The 6047-nt window shown below is 38.7% G+C and carries 6 protein-coding genes; all 6 read right to left on the reverse strand.

Annotation, left to right across the window (positions count from 1 at the left end; genetic code table 11):
• Positions 1-48: 48 nt before the first annotated feature.
• Positions 49-285 carry a hypothetical protein gene (locus tag LDB17_RS14480; RefSeq protein ID WP_393925113.1) on the reverse strand — a complete coding sequence of 79 codons (237 nt, stop codon included), beginning with the start codon at positions 283-285 and terminating at the stop codon, positions 49-51.
• A 68-nt stretch (positions 286-353) separates the two neighbouring features.
• Positions 354-542 carry a DUF2892 domain-containing protein gene (locus LDB17_RS14485; protein ID WP_252639054.1) on the reverse strand — a complete coding sequence of 63 codons (189 nt, stop codon included), beginning with the start codon at positions 540-542 and terminating at the stop codon, positions 354-356.
• 2 nt (positions 543-544) lie between these two features.
• Positions 545-856, reverse strand: a complete 312-nt coding sequence (locus tag LDB17_RS14490; RefSeq protein ID WP_252639053.1) for a hypothetical protein — start codon at positions 854-856, stop codon at positions 545-547.
• Between the two features lie 2 nt (positions 857-858).
• A complete protein-coding gene (locus LDB17_RS14495) occupies positions 859-4065 on the reverse strand; it encodes an efflux RND transporter permease subunit (RefSeq protein ID WP_252639052.1) in 3207 nt (1068 codons plus the stop codon).
• Between the two features lie 4 nt (positions 4066-4069).
• Positions 4070-5152 carry an efflux RND transporter periplasmic adaptor subunit gene (locus LDB17_RS14500; RefSeq protein ID WP_252639051.1) on the reverse strand — a complete coding sequence of 361 codons (1083 nt, stop codon included), beginning with the start codon at positions 5150-5152 and terminating at the stop codon, positions 4070-4072.
• A 22-nt stretch (positions 5153-5174) separates the two neighbouring features.
• Positions 5175-6047 (reverse strand): TolC family protein (locus tag LDB17_RS14505; protein ID WP_393925114.1); only part of this gene is annotated, 873 nt, incomplete at its 5' end.

The following is a 6047-nucleotide window of genomic DNA, read 5'->3' on the forward strand; positions in this document are numbered from 1 at the left end:
ACACCTTTTGCGGTATATAAGGATAATTATATGGTAACCGGAATCCCTTTAAATAAATCGGTAACCCGCAAAAGGTGTCTGCTTGTCGAGTACAGATCTTACAAGGTCTTCCGAAACTTCAATCGGTTTATGTCTCAATACATTTATCGACTGCATCTCATTCAGATAGTTATTCCGAAGTGAAATACTATCTACCTGTAAGATCGTATTTTCCTGTGAGTAGACGCTGGGAATGTGTATAATGAGGATAAACAATATGATTATTGTATAAAATATTGTTTTCATATCTAAAAAAGAGAGCAAAAGACGATTTCTGTATTCGGTTTTTGCTCTCTCAAGTTTAATTAATCAATTTACCGTTTAATATTCAGTTTATCGAGCAGGATTTCCAACGGACAAAATTTAGTAAACGAAGACTGTATAAGATTCACTCCAACAAAAGCAGGTAACAACAGCCATCCGATAGAAACAAAATAAGCCAGAGAAATGCCTGTTAAAACCATTGTACCCGCTACTATCCGTATAATATATTCACGTTTCATAATCAAATCAGTTTAGAAAAATTCTCTACATCAAGGACAAAAGCATGTACAGGGAAAGGATTTTTTGTCTCAATATTACAACTATCAATTTCTAAAATAGCCTTGTCTGCAATTTCTTTTGTTACAAAGCTGAAAAGCATTATCGAATTAGTTTTTGCATTATTTCCATTCGCTGCAAACCAGCCCAAGTTTTCTTCCTTCTTTTTATATCCGGTGATATTGGTTACACTAAACCGTTTTACTCCGGCATCATGGAGCAGGCTTCCCACCTGCTCCTGATATTCCTTTATACTTAATACAACTAATAGCTTCATAATCATTTTACTTTCTTTTTCAACATTTTGAAATACAACAACGGCACAACAATCAGTGTCAGTACAGTAGAGGTTATTGTTCCACCCATCAAAGAAATTGCCAGACCTTGAAAAATGGGGTCGAATAGAATGACGATTGCCCCCAAGACTACGCCTCCGGCAGTCAGTATGATAGGCGTGGTGCGTACAGCTCCGGCTTCAATCACAGCTTGTTTTAATGGAATACCATCTTTGAGTCGTATGTCGATAAAGTCGATAAGTAGTACAGAGTTTCGCACCATAATTCCGGCTAAGGCAATGAATCCAATCATAGACGGAGCACTAAAGTAAGCTCCCATAATCCAGTGACCGAAAATAATACCAATCAATGATAAAGGTATGGCAGCCAGCTGTACCAAGGGCGTTATAAAGTTTTGGAACCAAGCGACAATGAGTACATAAATAATAATTAATACAAATAAGAATGCTAATCCTAAATCACGGAACACCTCGTATGTTATTTGCCATTCTCCATCCCACTTTAAGGAAAAGTTGTCTTCATATTTTGGTTGTTTACTATATTCTTCTGATAAAGTGTATCCTTCAGGGAGTTTTACCTGAGATAACTTATCCGACACTTCCGTAATAGGATATATTGGGCTTTCTAAACTTCCTGCAACCTCGGTTAATATGTAAACTACACGTTTTTGATCTTTGCGGTGAATGCTCTTTTCCTTTTCTCCTTTAGTGACCTTCACCAAATCGCTGACGGGAATTGCCATACTTTGTTGATTCACAACTTTCATGCTTAGTACATCTTCTATACTCGATTTCTCTTTTTCTGACAGTTGAAGTACAATGCCTACCTGATTGACAGACGAAGGTTGATGCAATATACCTACAGGCATACCCGATAGAGCCGCTCTCATATTCTGAACAACTTGTGCATTTGGAATTCCCAATTTCATAGCTTTGTCTTTATCTACCTCAAACTTATATTCAGTCTGAGCATCTTCTACCGACCAATCAACATCGACCACATTGTCAGTTTGCGCCAACAGATCTTTCACTTGTTTGGCTACAGCTATTTGTTGATCATAGTCTGGACCATATATTTCGGCTGCAATTGTAGACATTACAGGAGGGCCGGGAGGTACCTCTACTATTTTCACATTGGCATTGTATTTTTTACCGATAGCTTGCAAATCGGCACGTACCGATGTGGCTATATCATGACTTTGTTCGCTACGTTCTCCTTTGTCAATAAGATTAACCTGGATATCAGCTACATTGTCACCCATGCGCATATCATAGTGGCGAACCAATCCATTGAAGCTAATAGGAGCAGAAGTACCCACATACGTTTGATAATTGGTTACTTTATCATTTCGGCTGATATACACAGCTAATTCTTTAGTCACGGCGGCAGTACGTTCCAAAGTTGTTCCCTCCGGCATATCAATCACTACTTGAAATTCATTCTTATTATCGAAAGGCAACATTTTCACCGGAACAGATTTTGTATAAAACAACACAAACGATCCCAGTAAAACGACAGTTAAGCCAATCATAAATGTCCAACGGCGTTTTCTGTTTTCCAAAAACGGAGTTACTATTTTAGTATATAATTTGTATATTTTTGTTTCATGCAAATCCGTTTCTTTTTCTTCGCTTTCGTGTCCTTCTCCTTTTTTCTCTTTATGTCTTAAGAATAAATAACCGAAATAAGGAGTCAACGTCAGAGCTACTAGTAAAGAGAAAATCATGGCTATGGATGCACCTATAGGCATCGGACTCATATATGGACCCATCATTCCCGATACGAATGCCATGGGCAGTACGGCTGCGATAACAGTCAGCGTTGCCAAGATAGTTGGATTTCCTACCTCATTGATAGCATATAGCGCAGCTTGTAACGGTGGTAGTTTTTTCATCTTAAAGTGACGGTGCATATTTTCCGCAATCACAATGGAGTCATCCACAACAATGCCTGTAACAAATACCAAAGCAAACAGTGTAATCCGATTGAGTGTATATCCCAAGAAGTAATAAGCAAAAAGAGTGAGGGCAAATGTTACAGGCACGGAAAGAAATACTACCAAACCGCCACGCCATCCCATAGCTATCATTACAAACAGGGTTACAACTATAATTGCAATGGATAAGTGGAACAGTAATTCGGATACTTTGTGTGAAGCCGTCTCTCCATAATTACGGGTAACATCTACATTTAAATCCTTTGTGATAACATCTTTTTTCAGGTGATCCACTTTATCAATAACTACTTCTGCCAGCTTCATTGCATCAGCACCTTTTTTCTTAGCAATAGAAATCGTTACAGCCGAATAGTCATCGGGCATGCCGGCTTTTTTATCGCCTGATGCAGCTCCATATCCAAACGAAACATATTGTTTGGGTACTTCCGGTCCGTCTTCTACTTCTGCTATTTGATACAGGTAAACCGGCTGATTGTCATTTGTTCCTACAATCAGATTCTTCACTTCATCCACATTCGCAAAGAAATTGCCTGTCTGCACAGAGTAAACCATATCTCCTGTTACGATATTTCCGCTTTGCATCTGTGCATTATTTGCTTGCAGTGATTGGGCTATTGCTCCAAAGTCGAGCTTGCTCTGAGCCATCTTGTCTTTGTCGAGCATGACCTTCACCTGTCGGCTTTGTCCACCTACAATATTCACTTGTGCTACATCAGGTATTTTCTTTATCTCGTTGCCAACTACTTCTACTACCTGGCGTATTTGGTAATCACCCATTTTATCACTCCAAAAAGTGAATGCCAATGCGGGAACATCATCTATGGCTCGTGATTTTACCAATGGCATAGTAGCACCTTGTGGCATACGATCCATATTCTTCATCATTTCGTTGTAAAGTTTTACTAACGAACGTTCCACATCTTCGCCCACATAAAATTGTACGGTGAGCATACCCATACCATTCATAGAAGTAGAATAAACATGCTCTACACCTTTGATATTCGATATGATTTTTTCGATAGGTTGTACAACACCCGATTCTACTTCCTGGGGTGTTGCTCCGGGATAACCAATCATGATGTCCGCCATAGGAACTTCAATCTGAGGTTCTTCTTCGCGGGGTATGAAATATATGCTGAACAGACCTAAGAGCATAAAAGCTAGCATGAGTAGGATACTCAATTTAGACTTGATAAACGCTCCGGCTATTTTTCCTGAAATTCCGTTTTCCATAATTTTATTTATTTACAGATACTTTTACTCCGTTATATAATTTGCCTTCGGCTTTGGATACAATTTTGTCGTTTTGGCTCAAACCCGAAAGTACTTCTACCTGATTGCCGATTGTCTTGCCTAAACGTATCCAGCGAAGATTAGCTTGACTTTGGTCGTCTATCACATATACTCCCGTAAGCTGATCACGGTATACAATAGAGCTTTTATCCAGCATGATTTTAAATGTAATATTCTCTCCTGTTTTGTTAGGTATCAATATATTTACATACATCCCCGGGCGTATATTTTCTTTATCTTTGGTGTCAATAGCTAATTTCATAGAGTATTGTCCTCCTGTGCGGAATGCCGACGGACTGAGTTCGGATACCTTTCCATCGATCGTTATCCCTAATGATTTCAATTCCATTTGGGCTATATCACCTACTTTTACATACTGTATATAGTTTTCGGGTATAGATGCTATAACCTGCAATTCACCATTCTGCTCAATCGTCAAAATAGGCATTCCCGGATTTGCCATGCTCCCTTCGTCCACCATCTTTTGTGTTACGACTCCCGAAAATGGAGCACGTATATTGGTGTAGGAAAGCATCGCATTTACTTCGTTCATCTGTTGGCGAGCCATTTGTACTTTCGCATTCATCGAAGTATTCTGCAAAGCCACATTTTCGAGTTCCTTATCAGATACGCTGTTTTGGTTGCGCAGTGTTTTGAAACGCTCATAATCACGTTGGGCATTTTTTGCTGCTGCTTCAGCTTCGGTGATCATAGCTTGTATCTGAGCCTTTTTTGCCAGAATATCATCGCTGCTAATAGATACGAGGAGTTGTCCTGATGCTACTTTATCACCCGGTTTTACATATATCTTCGTTACATAGCCCATCATTCGGGTGCTGATGTTAGCGGTTTGCTTGGCTGTGACTTCACCGCTAAGATAAAATCCTTCGTTTGTAGATTGAGCCGGAGAATAAGCTTCTACTTTTACTATAGTCTTATCTTTATCCTCTAATTTATCGGAAGAAGAGCAGGAGTAAAGAGTTGATATTCCCACTATTCCTAAAAATGCATTTCTTAAAGTTTTCATATCTATTTATAGGTTTTATTTGTTACTTAGTTTTTGATAAAAAATTGAGGTATGCATCTGTTATATTATACGACATAATAGATTGAGATAGCATCAGTTTTTGTTGAAAGAATTGAGCCTGTGCCATTAGCAAGTCTGTGGTACTCGCTAAACCTTCACGGTGACGATTGGAGAGAATACGTAATGCTTCATCAGCTTGTTCCACGCTGGCCTTTTGTTTGTTGATCTCGATTTGGGAATCGTTCAGATCACGTTTGGTTTTATTTAGCTCTAGTTCTTCTTTTTTGATATGCAGGTTGAGCTCTTCTTGCATTTTATCTCTTTGGAATTGTGCCGATTTCATCTTACTCCGGTTTTGATTGCCTGAAAATATTGTCCAGCTTAGATTTATACCAACGAGGTAAGAATCATTTCCAAATTTGAAAGCCTTCGAATCATTTAAGCTATATGAACCAAAAGCATTGATACGTGGCAGAAATGCCATTTTTGAAGATTTTACCATCATGTTTGTCGCATCTACAGCTTTGTTTAGCGCCATGATATCGGAACGATAAGACGAAAGCTCTCTATCTTGAAACAGGCTTATCTCTTGCGACAATGAATCTGTTGTATATACATCGCTGCTTGTTTCCAATCCTATCAGAAGACGCAGTCCGTCTGAGGCATTCTGTATATTACTTTCAGCTTTTGCCAATGCAGTTTCAATTGTATTAACTTGTACCTGAGCATTCAATACATCCGATTTTTGAACTAATCCTTGATTATAAAAATTGGAGACTGATTGATGTATTTGTTTCACATCCGCTAGTGATTTGTGAAGGATGTTTCGAGCCTGATACGACATTTGTAATTGAGTATATGCTTTTCGCACTTCAAATTCGATGTATTCTTTGGC

The organism is Dysgonomonas sp. Shenzhen-Wh21 (genome assembly GCF_043392705.1).
GTDB lineage: Bacteria > Bacteroidota > Bacteroidia > Bacteroidales > Dysgonomonadaceae > Dysgonomonas.

Coding starts and splice junctions, on each gene's coding strand:
- LDB17_RS14495 (WP_252639052.1), bottom strand. CDS start 4,065: ATGGAAAACGGAATTTCAGGAAAAATAGCCGGAGCGTTTATCAAGTCT.
- LDB17_RS14485 (WP_252639054.1), bottom strand. CDS start 542: ATGAAACGTGAATATATTATACGGATAGTAGCGGGTACAATGGTTTTA.
- LDB17_RS14490 (WP_252639053.1), bottom strand. CDS start 856: ATGAAGCTATTAGTTGTATTAAGTATAAAGGAATATCAGGAGCAGGTG.
- LDB17_RS14480 (WP_393925113.1), bottom strand. CDS start 285: ATGAAAACAATATTTTATACAATAATCATATTGTTTATCCTCATTATA.
- LDB17_RS14500 (WP_252639051.1), bottom strand. CDS start 5,152: ATGAAAACTTTAAGAAATGCATTTTTAGGAATAGTGGGAATATCAACT.